General features: G+C 62.7%; 22 protein-coding genes and 1 riboswitch. Of the genes, 11 read left to right on the top strand and 11 right to left on the bottom strand.

What is annotated here, in order from left to right; all coding sequences use genetic code 11:
- Positions 1–105 precede the first annotated feature (105 nt).
- The 6 genes from NKH60_RS24400 to NKH60_RS24375 all read right to left on the bottom strand — a co-directional run bounded on the left by NKH60_RS24400 (position 106) and on the right by NKH60_RS24375 (position 4,625).
- Positions 106–210, bottom strand: coding sequence for a YdeI/OmpD-associated family protein (locus NKH60_RS24400; protein WP_352832683.1), 105 nt, complete (start codon positions 208–210; stop codon positions 106–108).
- A gap of 151 nt (positions 211–361) precedes the next feature.
- Entirely contained in the window at positions 362–1,156 is a 795-nt protein-coding gene (locus NKH60_RS24395) for a helix-turn-helix domain-containing protein (RefSeq protein ID WP_352832685.1), read from the bottom strand.
- 75 nt (positions 1,157–1,231) lie between these two features.
- Positions 1,232–1,576 (bottom strand): hypothetical protein, encoded by a 345-nt coding sequence (locus tag NKH60_RS24390; RefSeq protein ID WP_352832687.1) that lies wholly within the window; start codon positions 1,574–1,576, stop codon positions 1,232–1,234.
- Between the two features lie 144 nt (positions 1,577–1,720).
- Positions 1,721–2,491, bottom strand: coding sequence for a type 1 glutamine amidotransferase domain-containing protein (locus NKH60_RS24385; RefSeq protein ID WP_352850602.1), 771 nt, complete (start codon positions 2,489–2,491; stop codon positions 1,721–1,723).
- Positions 2,488–3,987, bottom strand: coding sequence for an aldehyde dehydrogenase family protein (locus NKH60_RS24380; RefSeq protein WP_352832691.1), 1,500 nt, complete (start codon positions 3,985–3,987; stop codon positions 2,488–2,490). The genes NKH60_RS24385 and NKH60_RS24380 overlap by 4 nt, the downstream gene beginning before the upstream one ends.
- Positions 3,984–4,625 (bottom strand): NADPH-dependent F420 reductase, encoded by a 642-nt coding sequence (locus NKH60_RS24375; protein WP_352832693.1) that lies wholly within the window; start codon positions 4,623–4,625, stop codon positions 3,984–3,986. The genes NKH60_RS24380 and NKH60_RS24375 overlap by 4 nt, the downstream gene beginning before the upstream one ends.
- 381 nt (positions 4,626–5,006) lie before the next feature.
- A riboswitch (guanidine-I (ykkC/yxkD leader) is annotated at positions 5,007–5,122 on the top strand.
- 101 nt (positions 5,123–5,223) lie between these two features.
- Between NKH60_RS24375 and NKH60_RS24370 the strand changes: the two genes are divergently transcribed.
- The 7 genes from NKH60_RS24370 to NKH60_RS24340 all read left to right on the top strand — a co-directional run bounded on the left by NKH60_RS24370 (position 5,224) and on the right by NKH60_RS24340 (position 10,868).
- Complete coding sequence (locus NKH60_RS24370) at positions 5,224–6,288, top strand: putative urea ABC transporter substrate-binding protein (protein ID WP_352832696.1); 1,065 nt, start codon at positions 5,224–5,226, stop codon at positions 6,286–6,288.
- Positions 6,289–6,326: 38 nt separating this feature from the next.
- On the top strand, positions 6,327–7,205 hold the full coding sequence (locus NKH60_RS24365) for an ABC transporter permease (RefSeq protein ID WP_352832870.1): 879 nt from the start codon (positions 6,327–6,329) through the stop codon (positions 7,203–7,205).
- Positions 7,202–8,011, top strand: a complete 810-nt coding sequence (locus NKH60_RS24360) for an ATP-binding cassette domain-containing protein (RefSeq protein ID WP_352474463.1) — start codon at positions 7,202–7,204, stop codon at positions 8,009–8,011. Before NKH60_RS24365 ends, NKH60_RS24360 begins: the two co-directional genes overlap by 4 nt.
- Positions 8,012–8,021: 10 nt before the next feature.
- Positions 8,022–9,230 (top strand): agmatinase family protein, encoded by a 1,209-nt coding sequence (locus NKH60_RS24355; protein ID WP_352542649.1) that lies wholly within the window; start codon positions 8,022–8,024, stop codon positions 9,228–9,230.
- 2 nt (positions 9,231–9,232) lie between these two features.
- Positions 9,233–9,772 (top strand): hypothetical protein, encoded by a 540-nt coding sequence (locus NKH60_RS24350; protein ID WP_352474461.1) that lies wholly within the window; start codon positions 9,233–9,235, stop codon positions 9,770–9,772.
- A gap of 47 nt (positions 9,773–9,819) precedes the next feature.
- Positions 9,820–10,413 carry a HupE/UreJ family protein gene (locus NKH60_RS24345; RefSeq protein WP_352873583.1) on the top strand — a complete coding sequence of 198 codons (594 nt, stop codon included), beginning with the start codon at positions 9,820–9,822 and terminating at the stop codon, positions 10,411–10,413.
- 224 nt (positions 10,414–10,637) lie between these two features.
- Positions 10,638–10,868, top strand: coding sequence for a thiamine pyrophosphate-dependent enzyme (locus NKH60_RS24340; RefSeq protein WP_352474481.1), 231 nt, complete (start codon positions 10,638–10,640; stop codon positions 10,866–10,868).
- Positions 10,869–11,355: 487 nt separating this feature from the next.
- On the opposite strand, the gene NKH60_RS24335 is transcribed toward NKH60_RS24340, so the two are convergent.
- The gene (locus tag NKH60_RS24335) at positions 11,356–12,645 is read right to left on the bottom strand and encodes a D-tagatose-bisphosphate aldolase, class II, non-catalytic subunit (RefSeq protein WP_352819276.1); all 1,290 of its coding nucleotides are present in this window, start codon (positions 12,643–12,645) and stop codon (positions 11,356–11,358) included.
- An 8-nt stretch (positions 12,646–12,653) separates the two neighbouring features.
- Entirely contained in the window at positions 12,654–13,604 is a 951-nt protein-coding gene (locus NKH60_RS24330) for a sugar kinase (RefSeq protein ID WP_352773587.1), read from the bottom strand.
- A gap of 264 nt (positions 13,605–13,868) precedes the next feature.
- On the opposite strand from NKH60_RS24330, the gene NKH60_RS24325 reads away from it, so the two are divergent.
- Positions 13,869–14,891: a LacI family DNA-binding transcriptional regulator gene (locus NKH60_RS24325; protein ID WP_352819297.1), complete on the top strand. Its 1,023-nt coding sequence runs from the start codon at positions 13,869–13,871 to the stop codon at positions 14,889–14,891.
- Here NKH60_RS24325 and NKH60_RS24320 read toward each other — a convergent pair.
- The 3 genes from NKH60_RS24320 to NKH60_RS24310 all read right to left on the bottom strand — a co-directional run bounded on the left by NKH60_RS24320 (position 14,879) and on the right by NKH60_RS24310 (position 18,046).
- Entirely contained in the window at positions 14,879–15,865 is a 987-nt protein-coding gene (locus NKH60_RS24320; RefSeq protein ID WP_352819274.1) for an alpha/beta hydrolase, read from the bottom strand. The genes NKH60_RS24325 and NKH60_RS24320 overlap by 13 nt on opposite strands.
- Positions 15,866–15,883: 18 nt before the next feature.
- Positions 15,884–17,032 carry a Gfo/Idh/MocA family protein gene (locus NKH60_RS24315; protein ID WP_352873581.1) on the bottom strand — a complete coding sequence of 383 codons (1,149 nt, stop codon included), beginning with the start codon at positions 17,030–17,032 and terminating at the stop codon, positions 15,884–15,886.
- Between the two features lie 252 nt (positions 17,033–17,284).
- Positions 17,285–18,046 (bottom strand): DeoR/GlpR family DNA-binding transcription regulator, encoded by a 762-nt coding sequence (locus NKH60_RS24310; RefSeq protein ID WP_352501408.1) that lies wholly within the window; start codon positions 18,044–18,046, stop codon positions 17,285–17,287.
- 162 nt (positions 18,047–18,208) lie between these two features.
- Between NKH60_RS24310 and NKH60_RS24305 the strand changes: the two genes are divergently transcribed.
- The 3 genes from NKH60_RS24305 to NKH60_RS24295 all read left to right on the top strand — a co-directional run bounded on the left by NKH60_RS24305 (position 18,209) and on the right by NKH60_RS24295 (position 21,199).
- On the top strand, positions 18,209–19,009 hold the full coding sequence (locus tag NKH60_RS24305; RefSeq protein WP_352873597.1) for a beta/alpha barrel domain-containing protein: 801 nt from the start codon (positions 18,209–18,211) through the stop codon (positions 19,007–19,009).
- 3 nt (positions 19,010–19,012) lie between these two features.
- Positions 19,013–19,963, top strand: a complete 951-nt coding sequence (locus NKH60_RS24300) for a PfkB family carbohydrate kinase (RefSeq protein WP_352819270.1) — start codon at positions 19,013–19,015, stop codon at positions 19,961–19,963.
- Positions 19,964–20,053: 90 nt separating this feature from the next.
- Positions 20,054–21,199 carry an ABC transporter ATP-binding protein gene (locus tag NKH60_RS24295; RefSeq protein WP_352819268.1) on the top strand — a complete coding sequence of 382 codons (1,146 nt, stop codon included), beginning with the start codon at positions 20,054–20,056 and terminating at the stop codon, positions 21,197–21,199.
- Positions 21,200–21,238: the final 39 nt, after the last annotated feature.

Raw genomic sequence — 21,238 nt, 5'->3', positions numbered from 1 at the left:
TACCGGTGCGCATGCACGATCGTCGCACATGCGAAAACCGATGGGAATCCAACATCGGACTCTTTTGTCTCGATCAATCCACTAGCTTCGCGGCGATGCCAACTCTTATTGCATTCCCATGTAGATTCCTCCCTTCGTAAGCTCGTCAATCATCTGATTTATGCGCTTTCGGCGTGTTTCCGGGTGACGGGCGCGCTCGATCCAATGCAAGTAATCATTTGCGCTGATAGGGAGGCCGTTGCTCGAAAGCAGTTATCAGATTTGCGGCCTCGAGCTCTGCACGCAAACTGTCGGGCATCTTAGCCAACGGACGTTTCAGCAACTCACATCTCCGCCATTCGATGCTGGAATAGATCACAAGTCAGCCGTCGCGCCTGCGAGACCGCAGCCGGCCTGGCGACAGCCCTTTCAATCGGGTCACGACGCGATTCATATGGGCCTGGTGAGTGAAACCCGCGTGCTGAGCAATCTCGGCCAGCGGCAGATTGCTATTTTCCAAAAGCTCGACCGCGCGATCAACGCGGCGGCGTAAAATGAATTGATGTACCGGCAATTGCGTCGCCTCGCGAAAGGCGGCGGTGAAGGCGCGTCGTGGTATTCCCGCGATTCCGGCAAGATGGTCGATCGACACCCCCTTTTCCAGATCGCCGTCAATCGCAGCGAGGACCCGGTCGAACCGCTGCGAGGTTAGGACCGGAGACTTCTGCTGCCGCTGGCGTGCATGCCCGAGACGGAGCAGGTTCGCGAAAACCAGGCCCAGCGTCCATTCGCGGACGATCGGGTTAACTGGCGGGTCGCCTTCGAGGCGTCGGCACAACTCGGCCACCAGCGAATCGCGTATCGGTCGATCGGTCAGGATTACCAGGTCCTCGGGGGTCCCGCCTGCGGATACCAGGAGCCTTGACGCCAGCGCGGAGTCAACGGTGATCATCGTCAGCTCTCGCGGCTCCTCGATCTTGAACCGCGTGGCACGCTCGGGAAGACTGAGCAGCAGGTCGCCGGGGCGGGTGAAGACGCGCCGCAGCCCGCGGCCAAGATCGATCTCTGCATAGGATGAACCGCTGCGAACCACACGCAGCTGAACGACTCCGGCCGGCGCATGGCGATAGTCGCCGGCAGGAAAGAACAACCTCTTTGCACTTGCCGCGGTCACCATCGTTGTACCGGGCGTCCGGACGCAAGTTCCTCCGGGACTTCGATGATCGATCGCCGCATCCTCGATCCTTGATGCCTACACTTTTGCCCGTTTGACTGGTCCACCAGGCGCATCATTTGCCAGGGCAGTCAGTTCACCAATCCGGGGCACAAAGATGTTGTGCAGTGTCTGGGTCATAATGGTCATTTCACGCTGAATTTGCAGTTCCTGTGCGGCGGGAAACAATGTGTCCTGCAAGAAGAGCTCCAGGCCTGCCTTGTCGTCCCATATCTCGATGATGCGATAACCATCGTCGGTGGCATGCGCGATGTGCTGATAGATGCCGCCAGCGGGCCGTTTCTCCACGCCGATCCGATCGAGGATGCGGCTATAATCTTCGGCCGTCAGGCCGGCAATATCAAGTGTCGTCACTACGGCCATGGTTCATCCTCGCTGCTGATAGTGGTTGTTTGAAGTGGAGTTCTTGGACGGGCTCCGGATCCTATTGGGCCGATGTCGTTTGGCATCGCCGTCCTGACGGCGAGTTTGACTCCCGAACTTCACCGACAGGAGCGGCCTTGGTCCTCAGCCACCGAGCGCCTCGATGACAAGACGGGCGGTCGCCGCTCCGGAGAAGTTCTGCTGGCCGGTGATCAAATTGCCGTCGCGCACGGCAAAATCGCGCCACAGCCCGGCCTGAATATAGTTCGCGCCGAGCGCACGCATCTCATCCTCGATCCGCCATGGCATCAGATGCGTACCGTGCGGCAGCGCGCCCATCTCCCAGACGGCATTGTCGGCGAAGTCCTCCTCGACATTGGCGAACCCCGTAACAGTGCGCCCTTTGGCCAGCAGCTCGCCGGTTGAGAGGCGCGCGTAACGCAGCAGCGCGACGCCATGACACAAGGCAGCCGCGACCTTGCCGGCCGCGAAAAAGGCGACGAACAGCCGCTGCAACTCAGTCGCACCTTGGAAGGTGAACATCGGCGCTTGGCCGCCAGCGACGACGATCGCGTCGAACGCGTCGACCGACAGCTCTGCGATGGGCCGGGTCGTCTCCACCAGCACCGCCAGTTTCGGCGTCGACAGGAAACCGAGCGAGATCAGATCCGTATCCGAATAGCCGGACGGATCGCGCGGGTCGCTCAATGCATCCGCCTCGCATTTGTTGCCCTCAGGCGAGAAGATCGCGACTTCGTATCCGCGCTCGGTGAAGACGAGCCAGGGATGGGTCAACTCGCTCCACCAAAACCCGACCGGCCAGCCGGTGGTGATCGACACAGCCGGGTTGGAAAGGACCATCGCGATGCGTTTGGGATGCCGCGGGTCGAGTGGGTTGGAATCGCGCACGCTCATCGCGCCATCTCGACTGGTTCGCCAAGATTCGCCCAAATCGTCTTGTATTGGGTGTAGCTTTCCCACGCCTCGCGGCCCTGCTCGCGGCCATAGCCGCTCATCTTGAAACCTCCGAACGGCGCATTAGGATGGTACTTGTGCCAGCAGTTCAGCCAGACCGTGCCTGCCTTGATCCGGTCGGCGAGCCGCAAGGCGCGGCCGAGATCGCTGGTCTGGATGCCCGAGGCGAGCCCGTAGCTCGTATCGTTGGCGATCCGGATCGCGTCCTCCTCGCTGTCGAATGGAATCACCGGCAGGACAGGACCGAAAATCTCTTCGCGCGATATCCTTAGGTCGTTGGTCGCATCGGCGAAGATGGTCGGCTCGATGAAGAGGCCCTTGCCGTTGACCTGGCGGGTGCCGCCGCCCGCGGCCAGTCGCGCGGTGCGCTTGCCCTCTTCGACATAGCTCAAGACCTTGTCATACTCGCCCCGCGATGCGATCGGCCCGATCATCGTCGCAGGGTCCAGCGGATCGCCGAGTGTCGCCGACTTCGCCATGGCGCTCAGCTTCTCGACGGCCTCGTCATAGCAGGCGCGTTCAACCAGCAGGCGCGATCCGGCGACGCAGACTTCGCCCTTGTTCCAGAAGATGCCCCAGAAGGCTGCCTGTATCGCGACATCGATATCGGCATCGGCGAAAACGATATTGGGACTCTTGCCGCCGAGCTCCATGGTCAGGTGTTTCATCGTCCCGGCACCGTTGCGCATGATGCCCTGGCCGACGGTGGTCGACCCGGTAAAGGCGATCTTGCCGACGCGGGCATCGTTGACCAGCGCGTCGCCGATGGTGCCGCCCGGGCCGGTGACGAGATTGTAAACGCCTGGCGGCACTCCCGCGTCGAGGATCACTTGCGCCAAGGCGAGGGCCGTCAGGGGCGTGTCGGTCGCAGGCTTGTGAACGACCGTGTTACCCGCCGCGAGTGCCGGCGCGATTTTCGAACAGGACAGCGCGAGGGGAAAATTGAACGGGGTGATCGCAGCGACCACGCCGAGCGGCTCGCGCCGCGTCAGGATCCTGATATTTGGATCGTAGCTGGTACGACAGGCGCCGTCCATCGCGCTCATGGCGAGCCCGCCATGAAAGCGGAACAGTCCTGAGCAGTGCGGCATGATGATATCGCGGAAATCGCGATAGGGCATACCCATATCCATCGCCTCGCGCACCGCGAAATCCTCGGCCCGCTCGTCCATTAGATCGGCGATGCGAAACAGGATCTTGGCGCGCTCCTCATGATGCATCCGCGCCCAGGGTCCTTGCTCGAAAGCCCGCTGCGCGGCCGCGACGGCGTCGCTCGTGTCGGTGACGTCCGCCTTCGCAATATCCGTGATCGCCGCCTCCGTGGTCGGATCAAAAGTCGTCGAAGTCTCGCCGCTGACGGCATCGCGCCATTGGCCATCGATCAGCAGACGTCCTACTGGAATCGCCTTGCGCCGCGCGGGTAGATAATCAGTCATGAACCGGTTCCGTCCTGTCGAATGAGATTGAAGGAAATTGTCGGCCCCATCCCGCGCCGATAGGCGAGCTGGACCAATAGCAGCATCATCGGCTCGATCAGGCGCGAGGCCGTGAGATCGCCGACATCGACCGGCATTGTCGGCAGATCGGCGAGAAGCCGGCAAACCGCCGCCTTGGCATCTGCATCATTGCCGGCGACATAGCTCGTCACCGGATCGCCGTTGGGACGCGGATCATCCCTGTCAAGCAATTCGGCAAAGGTCGGAATGCACTTGACGACAAGGGCGCCCCGCGCGCGCCTCTGAACCTCCTCGCCTACAGACGTAGTAGTGCCTAGCAGCATCGTGGAAAGGTCAGGCGCGACTGCATTGGTATTGTCCCAGACGATCTTGCCCGACAAATCGCCAAGCGCGTCCATCGCCAGCTCGAGAGCCGGCCATGGCGTCGCCAGGGCAATTACGTCGGCCCATCTCGCTACTTCGTCAGGAGCACCGAAGCCAACACGGAGGGTTGCCGCGATTGCGCGCAACTTGCCTTCGTCACGACTGAAGCTGAGGCGAATTTCGTGCCCGGCGAGGCCAAGACATTTCGCCAAGGCCTTCCCGAGCGAGCCTGGTCCGATGATCGCAACTTTCACAACTGCCTCCCGACACGCGATCGGGCTTGCCTAGCATCATTGCAGTCGCGCTTATTTCACGAATTGCCCTTGCACGATCGGGCGCACTCGTCACATGGCTCGGCGCCAATTGGCATCCGGATCCGCCGCGCGCTCGCGCCCTTCCCGAACGTGTCCCTATTGGGCATGTATGTGTGGGCGACCATAGAGCAGGGTGCGATCAGCGGAGGTCCCCAGGGCACAAGCCTGTTCATATTGGTTGACGCTAGATTTTCCTTGCCTAATCCGTCGGCGTTGCGATGACTTTTGTGGCATCAGCATAACGCGATTGCCTGCAAATCCGGGGAAAGGCCGCCTCAGGACGGCTTTCCGGACTGGCACGCCCCTTGCTTCGTTATTCACGTGCAGAGCGTCTAGGGTTCCGGCCGTGTCGATCACGGTGCTGGTCCAAGAGACGCGACCGCTTGAGATGCATTGAGGCATCTGGCGGAACACGGCGGGCCAAAATCCCGGGAGAACCCTGCACGGGTTTGCTGGCGCGAACCTCTCCCGGATGCGCGCTCCGTGAACCCCCCAACAGACGTTCGGACGCAATCCGGATCGCAAACAGGGGTATGTAATGCTTCGCAAACTGGCCACAATCATCCTAGCCGCATCACTCAGCCTCCCCTTCATCTCAGCCGCGCAAGCGGCGCCCAAGAAAGACTTCAAGATTTGCTGGTCGATCTATGTCGGCTGGATGCCGTGGGGCTATCTTTCCGACAGCGGCATCATGAAGAAGTGGGCCGACAAATACGGCATCAATGTCGAGATCACCCGCATCAACGACTATGTCGAGAGCATCAACCAGTACACGGCCGGCGGCTTTGACGGCTGTTCGATGACCAACATGGATGCGCTTTCGATCCCGGCCGGCGGCGGTGTCGAAACGACGGCCTTGATCGTCGGCGATTTCTCCAACGGCAACGACGCGGTCATCCTCAAGAACAAGACCGCACTCAAGGATATTGCCGGCCAGAAGGTCAATCTCGTCGAGCTTTCCGTCTCACATTACCTACTTGCGCGCGCGCTAGAGACGGTGGGGTTGGCCGAAAAGGACATTACGGTGGTGAACACCTCCGATGCCGACATGGTCGCTGCCTACGGTACCAGCGACGTCACCTCCGTCGTCACCTGGAATCCGCTGGTCTCGGAAATCGCTGCCATGCCGGGCGCCCACAAGGTATTTGATTCGACTGAGATCCCCGGCGAGATCATCGACATGATGGTCGTCAACACCGCGACGCTGAAGGACAATCCGGCCTTGGGCAAGGCGCTTGTCGGTGCATGGTATGAAGCCATGGCGCTGATGACGTCGGGCACGCCCGAAGGCAAGGCGGCCAAGGAAGAGATGGCCAAGGCGTCGGGGACGGATCTTGCCGGTTTCGACGCTCAGCTTGCATCAACGGCGATGTTCTTCGAGCCGGCCAAGGCGGTCGCATTCACCAACGGCGCCGAACTGCCGAAGACCATGGATCTGGTGCGCAACTTCCTGTTCAGCCACGGCATTCTTGGTACCAACGCGCCGAGCGTCGACGTGATCGGCATGAGCTTCCCCGACGGCTCGACGCTGGGCGACGTCAACAACGTCAAGCTGCGCTTCGATCCGGCCTTTATGGCAGAGGCAGCGGGCGGAACGCTCTGACGCGGGAGCGCGACATGCTAGCCAGAGGAACCGGCATCATGCAGGCCGCAGCAGGCCCCGAAGTCGCGCGCCTGCAACTTAGCAGGCCGAAAGCGCGGCTTCGCCTCATCAACGCGACGGTCTCGCGCGGCGGAGCGCTGCTGCTTGGGACGCTGCCGTTTGCCGCCGTGGCGATTGCCTATCTCTTCGCTTCGGCGCAAAGGCTGGCGGTCAATCCCAGCGACAAGCTGCTGCCCTCCCCTGCACAGATGTGGTCGGCCTTTTCAGACCTGGCGACAGTGCCGGACAAGCGCTCCGGCGACCTGATCCTGTGGGCCGACACCTATGCCAGCCTGATCAGGCTGTTCGCCGGCGTCGGCATGGCCACGCTGGTGGCGCTCAGCCTCGGCGTCGCCATAGGTTTCATCCCGCGCGTCAGGGCCTTTCTGCTGCCCTTGGTCACAGTTGTCTGCGTCATCCCGCCACTGGCGCTGCTGCCGATCCTGTTCATTGCGCTCGGCCTCGGCGAAACGGCCAAGATCACCTTGATCGCTCTCGGCGTCGCACCGGTCATGGTGCGCGATATCGCCAACCGGGTGATGGAATTGCCGCCGGAGCTCGTCGCCAAGGCACAGACGCTCGGCGGCAACAGCTGGACCATGGTGCTCAGGCTGGTGCTGCCACAGGTCATGCCGCGCCTCATCACTTGCGTACGGCTGGCGCTTGGGCCGGCCTGGCTGTTCCTGATCGCGGCAGAAGCCATCGCCTCCACCGAGGGGCTCGGCTACCGCATCTTCCTCGTTCGTCGCTACCTATCGATGGACGTCATCCTGCCTTACGTCGCCTGGATCACGCTGCTTGCGGTAATGACCGACTGGCTGCTCGTGCGGCTCTCTCACATTATCTCGCCTTGGGCGCATCCGGTGCGGACCAGATGAGCCGGATCCTCGTCCATAGGCTGGAGAAGAGCTACGGCGACGCCCGCGTGCTGGAACGGGTCAACGTCTCCGCCGAAGCGGGTGAATTCCTGTCGCTGGTTGGCGCCAGCGGTTGTGGAAAATCGACGTTCCTGCGCATCCTGCTTGGCCAGGAACAGCAAAGTGGCGGCGTGGTCGTCGTCGGCGACCAGCCGATCGTGCCGGAGCCGACGCCGCAGCGCGGCATCGTCTTCCAGCGCTATTCCGTGTTTCCGCATCTGACCGCGTTGCAGAACTTGCTGCTGGTCGAGGACTTCCGTTCGGGCGGACCGTTCGGCCGCGTCTTCGGCGCCAGGCGCACAAGCGCCAGGCAAGAAGCCGAAACCATGCTGGAACGGGTCGGGCTTGGCCATGCGCGCGACCTCTATCCGGCCATGCTTTCTGGCGGCATGCAGCAGCGGCTGGCGATCGCGCAGACCTTGCTCGGCCGGCCGCAGATCCTGCTTCTCGACGAGCCGTTCGGCGCACTCGATCCCGGTATTCGCATCGAGATGCATGAGCTGCTCACCGAGCTCTGGACCGAGCACGGCATGACCGTGGTCATGGTCACCCACGATATCGGCGAGGCATTCAAGCTCGGCACCCGCGTGCTGGTCTTCGACAAGGTGCGCCACGACCCCCAGTTCCCGTCCGCCTATGGCGCGACGATCACCTACGATCTGAAGCTCGACCGCAAGCACCGGGCTTCCGCACGAGACGTGGCCGAAGTGGCCGCGATGGTCGGGACGACCCGACTGGATAGCGCAATCGCGACGACGGCGTCGTGAAGGAGGTTTCATGCACAGAGATAGTCCAGAACGCCGGCATCGTCGCGCCGGGCTCACCGACCACCAGCCACGCCAACGCTTCCACCATCCGAACTTCGAGATCCGCGACATGCAGGGCTGGAAGTCTATCGAGGCGGAAGGAAAGCTGCCCGAGGACGGCTGGCGCAAGGAACAGAAATGGGCACTCGACATGGGCCTGCCCGGATCGGATTCGATCATCGACAAGTCGATCCCGACATTCGCGCGAGGCGAGTTGCCGCACTTCGCCGGCATCAACACCTTCCTCAAGGCGCCCTATGTCGAGAACGTCCGCGATGTCGGCAGATATGACGCTGCCGTCATGGGCATTCCTTTCGACAGCGGCACCACTTACCGGCCCGGAACCCGCTTCGGGCCGCAAGGCATGCGCCGCATCTCGGCGCTTTACACGCCTTACAATTACGAGCTCGGTGTCGACCTGCGCGAGCAGATGACGCTTTGCGACGCCGGCGACGTCTTCACCATCCCCGCCAATCTCGAAAAGAGCTTCGACCAGATCACCAAGGGCGTCAGCCATGTCGCCTCGTCCGGCGCGCTGCCGATCATGCTCGGCGGCGACCATTCGATCGGGTTTCCGTGCGTGCGCGGCATCGCCGACGTGACCTCCAAGCGAATCGGCATTATCCATTTCGACCGCCACATCGACATCCAGGAAAAGGATCTCGACGAACGTATGCACACGACGCCCTGGTATTGGGCGACCAACCTGCCGAACGTCTCGGCCACCAATCTGGTGCAGCTCGGTATCGGCGGCTGGCAGGTGCCCCGCTACGGCGTGGCCGAGGCGAGAAAGCGCGGAACCAACGTGCTGACGATCTCCGATATCGAACAGATGGGGCTGGAGAAGGCGGCCGAGATCGCGCTCGAGATCGCATGGAAGGACACCGACGCCGTATACATCTCCTTCGATGTCGACAGCATCGATTGCGGTTTCGTGCCGGGTACGGGCTGGCCGGAGCCCGGTGGCTTCCTGCCGCGCGAGGCACTGAAGCTGCTCGGGCTAGTGTCGGCGCCCGGCATCTGCGGACTGGAAGTGGTCGAGGTGTCGCCGCCCTACGACACGTCAGACATCACGGCGCTGTTTGGCGTGCGGGTTGTCGTCGAGGCGCTCGGCTCGATGGTCGCGCACGGCAATCTCGGCAAACACAAATCCATCATCGACAAGCCGACGAGCTTTTGACCATGCACGATGATCATCACCACCACAGCCATGATCATGGCGACGGCCACCATCACGGGCCGAACGGTCATCATCACCATCCCCACCCCGTCGGCCACAACGGGCCGGCCGGCAAGCCGTTGCAATGGCAGACACCGCATCTACCGCACGACCATGCGCCCGAACCCGCCGACGCGCGGGCGACCGATCTCGATCTCGTCGAGATCGCGTTTCTCGAAGGGTTTTCGCGGGCGCCCGACCCATCCAGTTTCCTGCGCCTCGCCGGGATTCCGTTCGTCGGCGAGACCGCCGACGGCGTGCGGCTGCATCTTCTGCGCGTCGAGACGCAGGACATGGTCGATGTCGGCGCCGTCATGCCGCTGATTGGCGGCGCCGGCGTCACCTATCACCCGCTGCCCGCGAAACTGACGTCGCGCCGGCGCCGCCTGGCCTTCGTCTACCATAACGGCAAGGCACAAACGCCCCTTGACTTCGGCGAGGCCCGACTTCTGGCCGACAGGTCCGGCGCCGCACAATTCACCATGCCAGGGGCCGGACAATGAGCACCGGCCTTGAACCGATCGCACCCCTATCAAACAGGTCCAGAACCATGAACAGAACGCTTTCATTCTTCGGTAGACTCGCCCTGGCAGCCGCCACAACCCTCATCCCCTCATCGGCCTTCGCCCATAGCGGCGGTTTTCATGCCCACGGGTTTGTAGACGGCATTCAGCACCCGCTGACCGGTATGGACCACCTGCTTGCCATGATGGCTGTAGGCATCATTGCCGCTCGCGCCGGCGGCAAGGGGATCATCATCGTGCCGTCGTGCTTTGTCTCGGCGATGCTCGCTGGCGCCCTGCTCGGTATCGCCGGCATCGGCCTGCCCTCACTGGAAACCGGCATAACGCTATCGCTGGTGGTCTTCGGCGCCATGATGGCGCTTGCCAAGCCGCTTCCGCTCGCTGTGGCCGCCTCGCTGACTGCTCTCTTCGCCCTCTTCCACGGCAATGCCCATGGCCTCGAAATTCCCGAGACGGCCAGCGGCATCGCTTATGCGGTCGGCTTCGTGGTCGCTACTTCGGCTCTTCACGCGACCGGCGCGTTAGCCGCCCTAACACTTCGGCGCTGGCCGCGAGCCATCCGCACGGCAGGGGTCGGCACGTCGTTGGTCGGCGTGGCGCTGGCGGCACAGATCATCTGAACCGCAGCCCATTCATCTGCGATGAACAGGAGGCGAAGGCGTGATCAACCGGCTAACCGTTGGGCAGCGCATCCGAAACGTGCTGTACCAGATCCTGAAGACCCGGTCTGAGCGACTCTGATCTCATCCGGAGATTGAGGCTAGCAGCTTGCCGTACGCCGCGCGCGCGTACGGAGCCGTCCGCCGTGGGTTGCGATTAACTTCCTAGCTGCAGCCGGACGGTCTTGCCTGACGTAGCCGGCCTGTTCCCAGCTACGCCAAATGATCGCCGTCGTGAACTCCGCGCCGGCGAGCGTGACTTGGTCGTCACCGCTGCTGGCGGCCTCCCGGGCGAGGTCATGAAGAACTGGCGTGTCAAAGCGCCGAACACATTCGATCGCGAATTCGGCTTCTCACGCATGGGCTACGAGATCGCCTGGGGTGCGGCGATGGCCGATGTAGCATCCAGACAGTAATTCGAGGTCGATTGCGTAGGGGACTATGCGCGGCTTTCTATTCCGAACACCGTGCCGGCGTCGTTCAAGCACTTGATAAACGATCCTGACACTCCACCGGCGGTTGGCAACACATCTGCGGCCTCCAGAGGCCCACCATAAGTCATAAAATCAAACGCTATGGACGGCGGTTCGCCTGCCTTGACTTGGCTAGCCAAGTGCAACAATGCCTCTAAATCATTGAAAGATAACGATAATGGTGGGCCCGGAGGATGTGCTAGGAACGTCGATTTGATTGGGTTTTTCGTGGGCCAAAATCAGAAGTATTCCCGTATCGTTCCGTATGGTTCCGCGATGCTCTCACCGTCGAATTGGCTGTGCCCTGCTTATATTAGTCCAACAGCAGCCCAACTTCGAAGGTCCGGCATAGGCTCCGCGTGTGTCGGCTGAGCGCACATCTTAGATCACGCGCGTCCTCCGGGCGCGGCTCGACCCTGCAACGGCGAATCTAGGACGATCCGCGCTGCTGTAACGTCGCACGCCCATAGGAATCGAGGACACGGGTGATGCTGCCAATCAGCAGGTCATGCGCGACGGGCTCGATCCGACCTGCCGCAACCTCGGCATCGAGTTGCCCCAGATACTGGCTGATCAAAGGGCGGGGAATGTCCCTGTCGCCCAGAAAATCCAGCAGCGTCTGTGTCGCGTGCTGTGCGTCGGGCGTCGGCCAGTAGTAACGGATGCGGTCGCTGAAGGAGAAGTGCCGCTGCACGCGCTGCTCGTCCGGCGTACCCGGATAGTATTTCTGCCAATTGTCCGGCGAGGCCAGCATGACGCGCTCCATCGCCGCCGGTAGGCTTTCACGGGACGGGTCTGGCGCAAGCACGTCGGCGATGTGGCTCAGCCCGTACAACGCCTCGCGCAGCGCGAAGGTGAGCCAGGGTCCAACCTTGAGGATGGCGAAGCCGTCGCGCACCAGAGCCCCAAGCGCCTCGTTTGGCTGGTAGTCGGTCGAATGCGCCTCGAAGACGAATTGCGGCATGCGCCCGAGCACGGCGACCAGCTGCGTCGCCTTCCGCGGCGCGTAGGCGATGATCTCGGCATTACCGAATTCGACGCCCGGCTGGACGACGACGCCGACCGCACGCGCAAAGGCAGCATCGAGGCCGGCGCGCGAAAATGCCTGTCGGTGGATCTCGACGGTGCGCAGGGCGTCATCGGGTTCGGTGACATGCATATGGTCGAGCGCTTCGAGCGCGCCGCCCGGCACCGGAACTTCGGTGCCGATGATGTAGACCGGTTTCTCGCCGCCAATGCGTTCGACCGCCACCTCGGCGACGGCCGCAAGCGCCGCGGCGCGTGCAGCGATGGTCTCGTCGGCAAGCGCGGCTGGATCGTCGGCGCAAGCCATGCTGGTGTCGAGATGCAGCTTGGTGAAGCCGGCGCCGGCATAGGCGTCGATCATCGCCTTCGCCTTCGTCATCGCCTCGGCGGAAGGAAGATGCTTCCACGGATTGGGACCGAGATGGTCGCCGCCGAGGATCAGGCGATCGAGCGGAAAGCCGGCCCTTTGCGCATGGCCCTCGACGAAGCTGCGGAAGCCGGCGGGCGTCATGCCGGTGTAGCCGCCTTCGTGATTGACCTGGTTGCAGGTCGCCTCGATCAGCACATCGGAACCGCGCGACGCGCCGTGGCGGAGCGCGGCCTCGATCACCAGCGGATGCGCCGAACAGATCGAGGCGATGCCGCCTTTCTCACCCGCGGCGCGCTTCACCGCGATGCTGGCAAATCTCTGCATCGCGGCCCTCACGGCCGGCCCCTCCCGGCGGTGGTTGCGAAAGCCTCAACCTCGGCCAGCGGAAAGATACCTTCCATTGGCCCCTTGCGAGTAACGGCTAGCGCGCCACACGCATTGGCGATCATGAGCGCCTGGGCGGGTGCCGCACCACGAAGCCAGAATGAGACGAAGGCAGCGCCGAAACAGTCACCGGCGCCGGTCGGATCGACCTCGTTGATGGCAAAGCCCGGCAAGGCCACCGTGCCGTGACGGTCGTGGAAGGCGGCGCCGTCGGCGCCCTTCTTGAGGACGACGCAGGAAACGCCGCGCTGCAGGAGGTCGTCGACCGCGCCCTTTTCGTCGCCGGCCGACGAAAACAGGAACAGTTCGTTGCCGCTCGGCAGGAAGACATCGGTTTGCTTGAGCACTTGGTCGAGCGCTTCGCGCATGCCGGAGGCCTGCATGATCTCGCGGCGAATGTTGGGGTCGAAGGACACCGTCCCGCCCTTGGCCTTCACCGTTTGGATCGCCGACAACGCGACATCGGTGGCGCGGTCGGAGAACAGTGACGAGCCCATGATATGGACATGGTCGGCGCCGGCCAGCATGCTTGTCGCAGCGGCATCGATCCCGACCAGGCCGGCGGCGCTGTTGCGGATGTTGAAGACAAAGTGCCGGCTGCCATCCGCCCGGTAGGTGACGAAGGCGGTGCCCGTCGCGTGGCCCTTGTGAACCGCGATCGCCGACACGTCAGCTCCCAGGGTCCGCAGCCGCTCGATGTTCAACTGGCCGAAATCGTCCTCGCCGACCGCGCCGATCAGGCCGGCGGGTTGGCCGAGCGCTGCGGCCTGGCCGATGAAGATGGCGGGCGCGCCGGACGGATAAGGCCCCAGCAGCGGGCCCGGTTCGAGAAAGCTCTGGCCGATACGCTCGGCCATGATCTCGACGAGGATCTCGCCGGCTGAGACCAGCTTCTTCATCGCGGAATTCCTCCCGGCGTCTCGCTCCAGTCCGACTGCGGACTTCAGTCGCGCACAATTGTGCCTGGCGGCAACCGACATCCAGAGTCAATACGGCTTGCACTTTTTGCGCCAATTAATAAATTTACGCGTGGAATAATTTTGTTATACGCGTTAAAACAGCTACAGTTTTCTGTAAAATTTTGCCTTGCGGTTGCACGCCGGCGCACCGTAAGTAGGTGCCGGACAGCACAAGGAACGAGGTTTCCGGAAGGCGGGGAATCGCTGGCGATGAAGCACAAGACGATGGAGGATTTCGCCCGCTCCTGTGGCGTCTCCAGGCCGACCTTGTCGAAATATTTCGACGATCCGACCAGCGTCAAGCCGGCGACGCGAAAGCGCATCGAGGAAGCGCTGCGCTCGTCCGACTACCAGCCCAATTTGTTCGCGCGCAACCTCAACCGCAAGCGTACCCGCAGCATCGGCATCATGGTGCCGACGGTGGCCGATCCCTTCTATTCGGAGATGGTCAGCCGCATAGAACTCAGGCTGCGCGACGAGGGCTACTGGCCGATCGTGATCTCCTCGCACGGCTCGCGCGAACTCGAAGTGGAGGCAACGCGAACGATCCTGTCGCTGAAAGTCTCCGGCGCGCTGATCGCACCGCTCGGCGTGCGCTCGGACCACCGCACGCTGGAAAAGCTGACGAAGGCGATCCCGGTCGTCTATTTCGACACCTATCTCGAAGGCGGGACGCCGTTCGTCGGCAACAACAACGCACAGAGCGTCTCGACCATCGTCGATTATCTTTGCCGGTCCGGCGGCGCCCCGGTCTATTTCGACATCCCGCATGTCAACCACAACTCGCCGGAACGGCTGGAGAGCTATGTCGCCTCGATGAAGCGGCTCGGGCATGAGCCGGTCGTCATCGGCAACACCGAGGACTACACTTGGGATTTCGAACGGATCGGCTACGAGCAGACGGAAACGATGCTCGACAATGGCGGCCTGGCGGGAAAGACCATCCTGTGCAACAATGACCGCTTGGCCTTTGGCGTGATGGCCGCCGCCTATGCGCGCGGACTCAAGATCGGCCGCAAGGGCGATTGCGACCTGCGGGTAGCCGCCCATGACGATCATCCACTCAGCCGCTACACCTGCCCCGGTCTCACCACCATGGCGCAGGACTTCGCCTCGATGGCCGGGCGCAGCGTCGAGATGCTGCTGGCGGTGCTTGAGGAGGACGACACGGCGATCCCACCCAAAGTCAGTCTCGATGCGACGCTGGTGATGCGTCAGTCGGCCTGATCTTTCCCAAAAGCCGAATCGAAGCCGCGCCATGCGGCGACCGCAGCGCCAACGGCCTGTCGCGCTGCCGTGCCATGGCGGCCCATGGAAACAAAACCATGGATCTGGCCTGGCCAACGCCGCAGCACGACCGGCACACCGTCATCTTGCAGACGCCCGGCGTAGGCCTCGCCTTCATCAGCGAGGATGTCGTGACCCGCGATGGCGACGAAGGCTGGCGCCGCGCCCGCGAGGCTTTCCGCCCTGAGTGGCGAGGCGCGCCAGTCGTCGATGTCGGCGGCATAGCGGACATAGTGATCGCGAAACCAGGCCATGGTCGAGGCGGTCAGGCCAAAACCTTCGGCGAAGCGGCGATAGCTGTCCGCCGTCTGCGCGGCATCAGTGTTGGGATAGAACAGCAGCTGCGCGGTCAACGGAATAGGATCGCCCCGCGCGAGAAGACTAAGCACCGTGGCGAGATTGCCGCCGGCGCTGTCGCCGGCAACGGCAATGCGCAGAGCGTCGATGCCGAGATCGCCAGGTGCCTCTTGTATGAAGGAGAGCACGGCGCGGCAATCCTCGACCGCGGCCGGGAATTTGTGCTCCGGCGCCAGCCGGTAGGCGGGCGAAACGACGACGCAAGCCGCCATATTGGCGAACCAGCGGCAGATCTCGTCATGGGAATCGAGATTGCCGATCACCCAGCCGCCGCCATGCAGGTAAAGCAGCGCCGGGGCAGTTGCATCAGGCGCGTCCTGCCCGCGATAGATCCTGAGCGTCAGCGAACCGCCGGGTCCAAGGATGGCGCGCTCAGTGACCGAAGCCACCGGCTCGCGCTCACCCTGCTGGTCCGGAAGGCCTTCTTCGTAGGCACAGCGTGCCTGTTGCGGTGTACCGGTCTCGAATGGCAAGGCGTCGGCCTGCCGGCCGAGCTCGAGCACATGCCGGGCTTCCGGGTCGAGTGGGGACAGGGACGGCGCTGAAGGCGATGTCATCATGGATCTCCCTCCCCATCAGGCAAGCAGACCTGCCGCCTCGTCCTCGCCGAGCAGCGGCGGCTGGTCGACGGTCCCATTGACGGCAATTGAGCCGCGGCTTTCGCCCGAAGCCAGGATCGCCTCCATGATCTCCAGAACATGCAGCGCCAGATCGCCGGAGGCGCGGGGCTTGCGCCGATCGGCCAGCGCCCGCGCAAGATCGGCGACGCCTAGCATGCGGTAGTTGGCGCGGTCGGGTGCGACATAGGGCCAGTTGCGCGCACCGTAGAGTTCGGCCTCGCTGGCGAAATCGGCCCAGTCGTCGCCGCGCGCCGAGAGCGAAACTGTGCCGCCGAATGTGTCGGGATCGGGCAATCGCAGCGAGCCTTCGGTGCCGTGCAGTTCGATCGGATGGTTGGAGTGCTTGAACACGTCCCAGGACGCGCCGAAGGTGACGGTGGCGCCAGAGCGGAACTCCAGCAGGGACAGGATGGTGGTCGGCGTGCCGACCTTGAAGCTGGTGTTCTTGTAAGGACCTTCGGCTGATATCAGACGTTCCTCCTGACCGCGCGTCGCCATCGCCATGACGCGCTCGACCGGGCCGAGCAGGTTGACCAGCATCGTCAGGTAGTAAGGGCCCATGTCGAAGACCGGGCCGCCGCCTGGCTGATAGTAGAATTGCGGATTGGGATGCCAGTGCTCCATGCCGCGCCCCATCATGAAGGCGGTGCCGGTCACAGCGCGGCCGATCGCACCCTCATCCATCAGCCGGCGCGCCCGCCGGCCGGCAGCGCCGAGGAAGGTGTCGGGAGCCGAGCCGAGCTGCAACCGGCGCGCCCTCGCCTCCTCGACCAGCCGGCGGCCGTCGGCGGCCGATGTCGCCAAAGGCTTTTCGGTAAAGACGTGCTTTCCCGCCGAAAGCGCCGAAAGCGAAATGTCGAAATGCGCCGCCGGTATCGTCAAATTGAGAACAAGATCGATGTCCGGGTCGGCCAGCAGCGCGTCGACGCCGAGTGCGCGGATGCCATGCTCCCTGGCGCGCAGCGCAGCCATATCGGCCGAAATGTCGGCGCAGGCGCTGAGCTCTACCCCGCCGAACAGAGCCGCATTGCGCAAATAGGTCATCGAGATGTTGCCGCATCCGATGACGCCGACGCCGAGCTTTGTCTTTGATTTTCTGTGCATTTCAGATCGTACCTCTAACGCGGTCATGGCCTGGCTACGGCAAGGTTCATAGTCGAAAGCCGCTATATAACATTTTAAATCTTGACGCGCGTAAATTTTTATAGAGCATGTGAAAACGCTGGCGCAGCATTGGAGGCCGCCAGCCTTGAGGAGGAGAACATGACTGACATGAAAAACGGCCAACGGCCGATGCGAATCCCGTGAGTCATGCGCGCACTGGATCTTTCCGTCGCGGTAGGAACCGAGACGGGTTCAGGCATAGATCACCTTGGCCCTGATCCTATCAAGCTGGCTGCGTATTGGACCGGGCAGGCCATCGTCGGTGATCACCACATCGACGGCCGACAGCGAAAATGCCTTGGAGGTCCCGCTGACGCCCCATTTGCTCGAATCGGCGAGGAGGACAACGCGCCGGGCCATGCGAACGAGGTTTCGCTTCGTTCGCGCCATGTCTTCGTTCACGTCGACCACATCCAGTGACGAGTCTATCGCATGCGCTCCAACAAAGACCTGATGCGCTACCAAGCCGCCGAGAGCCGTATCGGCATCGGTGATCAGTGTGCTCACCGTGTCGGGATAGACCCGGCCGCCGATCATATGAACGTCGAGCCCGGGACGATGCATAAGGTGCTGCACGATATTCATGGCCGTGGCCGCGACCACGACATTGCTGAGCGGCGGTAACTGCATGGCAAGCTGCATCAATGTCGAGCCGCCGTCGAAGATGACCGATTGGTTGTCCTCGAAGAGGTCTACCGCCGCCCGGGCGATGCGCTTCTTTGCGTCGAGGTTCGCTTGCATCCGCCGGGCGAACGCGGCCGTAGTCGAATCGGTGGTACGGGTCACCGCCCCTCCACGGGTCTTGGTCAGTAGTCCCTTTCGGTCCAGTATCTCGAGGTCGGAGCGCACCGTGACTTCCGACACGCCAAACCCATCTGACAGGTCCTTCGTGCGAACCTGTCCGCTGCGTTGCACCTCACCCAGGATCGATTGGCGTCTCTGCTCCGACAACATTGCCCTGCCCTTGCCTCCCTACGCCAAGCAACCGCTCTGGCCTCGGCTCAGCTTAGCAAAAATACGCAAATTCGAAAGCTTTCGAAAGATTGTTTTTCTTATTTCTTTCGGAAACACTGGGTCCAGGATTTTGAAATCAAACGATTGGGGAATTTTGCACTCATGAGCCTAGGAACCAAGGTGCGTCTTGCGCGCCTCTTCTCGCATCCATCGGGGAACCTTTTTGGCGGCGCCGTCGACCACTTCGTCGGCTATGGTGACGTGCGCAAAGGCGGCCTTGCCGACCTGCCGGGAGCGCTTGCACGCGTCATGGCGGGCAGACCCGATTACGTCAGCATCCAGCCTGGCACCGCGCGCCATCTCTGGCCGCAATATGCGGGCAAGGCTTCCCTGGTGATTCAGGCGGGCTGCTTCACTCCGGACGATCGCATCAGCGAGTTGATCGCAACGCCCGAGGATGCGGTGCGCGCCGGGGCCGATGCGTTGGCCGTGGCCATTCCGGTGCGCGGCGCGACCGAGGGCAAATACATACGCTGGCTCACCGATTCGGTAAACGCGGCGGCGCGCTACGGCATGCCTGTGGTGGCGCATATCTACCCACGCGATTTCACCGACGGAGCAAGAATCGTCTTCACCCCCGACGAGATCGCCTATGCGGCGCGCATCGGCTACGAGTCCGGCGTCGACGTGATCAAGATCGGCTACACGGGCGATTTCGAGTCGTTCCGAGAGACCGTCCGGACCTGCCCGGTGCCGGTTGTGATCGCGGGTGGTCCGAAAACCGATACACTGCTCGGCGCGCTTAAGCAGACGGCGGACGCCATCCGTGCCGGCGCACGCGGTGCCGTGGTAGGCCGCAATCTTTGGGGGCATGGCGATCCGGAGAAGGCTGCGCTTGCCTTTCGGGGCGTCATCCATGACGGCCTTGCGGCGCAAGAGGCCCTGGCGAAGGCGGGTGCCTGAACGATGCCCACCGTCCCTTCAATCCTCGGCTTCGGCGCTATTGCGATCGACGACATCGTCTATGTCGATCAGCCGTTGTCGGCGGGCAAGGGGAAGGTTCTGCATAGTGCCCGGTCTTTCGGGGGAAATGTCGCGACGGCGCTAGCCGCCGTCGCGCGGCTCGGCGGAAGCGCCGGGTTCGTCGGATGGTTGGGCAGCGCCGCTGACGATGCCGTGCTGCGCGATCTCGTTGCGAGCGGTGTTGAAACCGAATTCGCGCCGCGCCACCCGGACGCGCGCCCGGTGCGCTCGCGCATTACCGTCGGCTCGGACGGGGAACGGTTCATCGCGTATGACGACGACGCGATGCTGGGCACCGCGTCGGACTTCCCGGACGAGGTCCTCAGCCGCGCGACTGTCCTGATCGTCGATAGCTACGCGATCCGGTCGCTGGATGTCGTGGCTCGCGCTCGCGATCTCGGCCTTGCGATCCTCGGCGATATCGAATGGAGCTGCGGCCCAGCCACGGAGCGGCTGATCGCGCTCTGCGACCATCTCATTCTTCCCCTCGGCTTTGCACGGACTGCCACAGGGCGCCGATCGCCCGCCGAGATGCTCGATGCATTGTGGTCGCCGTCGCGGTCCGCCGTGGTTCTGACCGATGGCGGCAGGGGCGTGTACTATCGCGGGCGTGAAGAGACAGGTCTCTGGCATCTGCCCCCGCACCGGGTGGTGGTCGTCGACTCGACCGGCGCGGGTGACTGCTTTCATGGCGCCTACGCGCATGCCTTGATGCGCGGAGCCGACACCGCAGGCCGGGTGGCATTCGCGGCCGCGGCGGCGGCCCTCTCGATAACGGGGCGTGGCGGGCGCGAGGCGCTTCCGACCGACGACCAGGTCACGGAACTCCTGGCATCGACGAACGCGCCGCCAGCAGTCGAACTGAAAAATGCGTACGTCGATACTGGAACATAGCCTGAAACTATCCGACGAAATATTTCGCAGGTGAACATAAGCCGAGCAAAATTATAAGACTCATTGGCTTATACTTGTGGAGGGAGGAAGATGGCAGAAGTCATTCTAGAGAATATCTGCAAAACTTACGGGAACAATTTTCGCGCAATCGACCAATTGAACTTATCGGTCGAGGACGGCGAGTTCCTGATTCTCGTCGGCCCGTCCGGCTGCGGCAAATCCACCGCGTTGCGAATGATCGCGGGATTGGAGGACATCACAAGCGGCAGCCTTCGGATCGGCGGAGTCGACGTCGTCGACATGCCGCCCAAGGACCGCGACATCGCGATGGTCTTCCAGAGCTACGCGCTCTACCCGCATATGACGGTGTTCGAAAACATCGCCTTTTCGATGCGGCTGGCAGGCAAGCCGAAGGCCGAGCGCAAGAAGCGCGTGGACGAGATCGCCAAAACCCTTCAGCTGACGTCTTTGCTGGACAGCAAACCCGCGAACCTGTCAGGCGGACAGCGCCAACGGGTTGCCATGGGCCGCGCCATGGTACGCGAGCCGGCCGCCTTTCTCATGGACGAACCCCTTTCCAACCTCGATGCGAAACTGCGTGTTCAAATGCGCGCCGAAATCACCAGCCTGCAAAAGCAGCTCGGCGTAACGACCATATACGTGACCCACGACCAAATCGAAGCGATGACGATGGGCGACAGGGTCGCGGTGTTGAAGGGCGGCGTGCTGCAGCAGGTCGACACACCCAAGAGACTGTATGAGTCGCCGGTGAATGCCTTCGTCGCCGGCTTCATCGGTTCTCCGTCGATGAACCTTTTCGAAGCGACCCTAAAGGGCGGCGAGCTCGGTTTTCGCGACTTCGCCATCCGATTGCAGGATGCAGCTTTCGTCGGCAGGCCCGCTCTGAGGTCCTATGAGGGGCGCAAGATCGTGTTCGGCATACGGCCCGAGGATCTTTATGACAGCGGCCTCGAATCCGGCCGCAATTATCAGACGATACCGGCAAAGGTGACTTCGATCGAAGAGCTCGGCTCTGAACATATCGTCCACCTGAACATCGACGCGGTCCGGGTGGACTCCGGCGATCCGGACGCAGCGGAGGATTTTGGCCTGGCATCGAACGCGGTGGCGAGATTCGAACCGGCCAGCGCCATCCACTCCGACTCGGAAATCCGGTTGGCCGTGGATGATGCCAAGTTCCATTTCTTCGATCCCGAGACGCATCTAGCGATCTGAAGATCTGCAGCAGACCGCAGGCGAGAGGGAGGCGCCTGC

It is taken from the genome of Mesorhizobium sp. M1006 (assembly GCF_040318825.1).
Classification (GTDB): Bacteria; Pseudomonadota; Alphaproteobacteria; order Rhizobiales; family Rhizobiaceae; genus Mesorhizobium.
Note: the sequence above shows the minus strand (reverse complement) of the source record. Positions and strands in the feature narration are given on the sequence as shown.